The 646-nt window shown below is 71.7% G+C and carries 1 pseudogene; it reads right to left on the reverse strand.

Going from position 1 to position 646, the window contains the following annotated elements:
• Nucleotides 1-619 (reverse strand): annotated as a pseudogene (gene glmU, locus AC1DWF_RS35495) (bifunctional UDP-N-acetylglucosamine diphosphorylase/glucosamine-1-phosphate N-acetyltransferase GlmU); the annotation flags it as partial.
• Between the last annotated feature and the right edge of the window lie 27 nt (nt 620-646).

Genomic DNA, 646 nt, shown 5'->3' on the forward strand with positions numbered 1-646 from the left:
GGCTGAAGGCGCGAATGGCGACATCGTCCTCCACCGTCACGCCCGGCGCGAAGACCACGTGCGGGTCGACCACCACATCCCGCCCAAGCCTGGTGTCGAAGCTCAGCGTGACGCTCTCCGGCTGGATCAGCGTGGCGCCGCCGAGCATGGCCGCCTCGCGCAGCCTGGCCTGCACCTCGGCCTCGGCCGCTGCAAGCTCGACCCGGCTGTTGATGCCGCGCAGCTCCGCCTCCGGCGCCTCAACGGCGACCGCGCGGCGGCCCTCCGCATGGGCGGCGGCGACCACGTCGGTCAGGTAGAATTCACCTTGCCGGTTGTCGTTCTTCAGGGCCGCCAGCCAGCGCGACAGGTCGGCCCAGGCGGCACAGACCACGCCGGCATTGCACAGGCCGATGGCGCGCTCGGCCTCGCTCGCATCCGCCCATTCGACGATACGCTCGACCGAGCCGTCGAGCGCCTGCACGACACGGCCGTATTTCGCGGGATCGGCTGGTCGCATCGCCAGCAGGGCAAGGTCCGCGCCATCGCGCGCCGCGGCGAGCCGTTCCAGAGTGGCCGTCGTGATGAGCGGGTTGTCGCCGTAGAGCACGGCCACGTCGCCCAGGAAGCCCTCGATCAACGGCGCCGCCATCCGCGCGGCATGGCC

The organism is Aminobacter sp. P4_D5 (assembly GCF_056401815.1).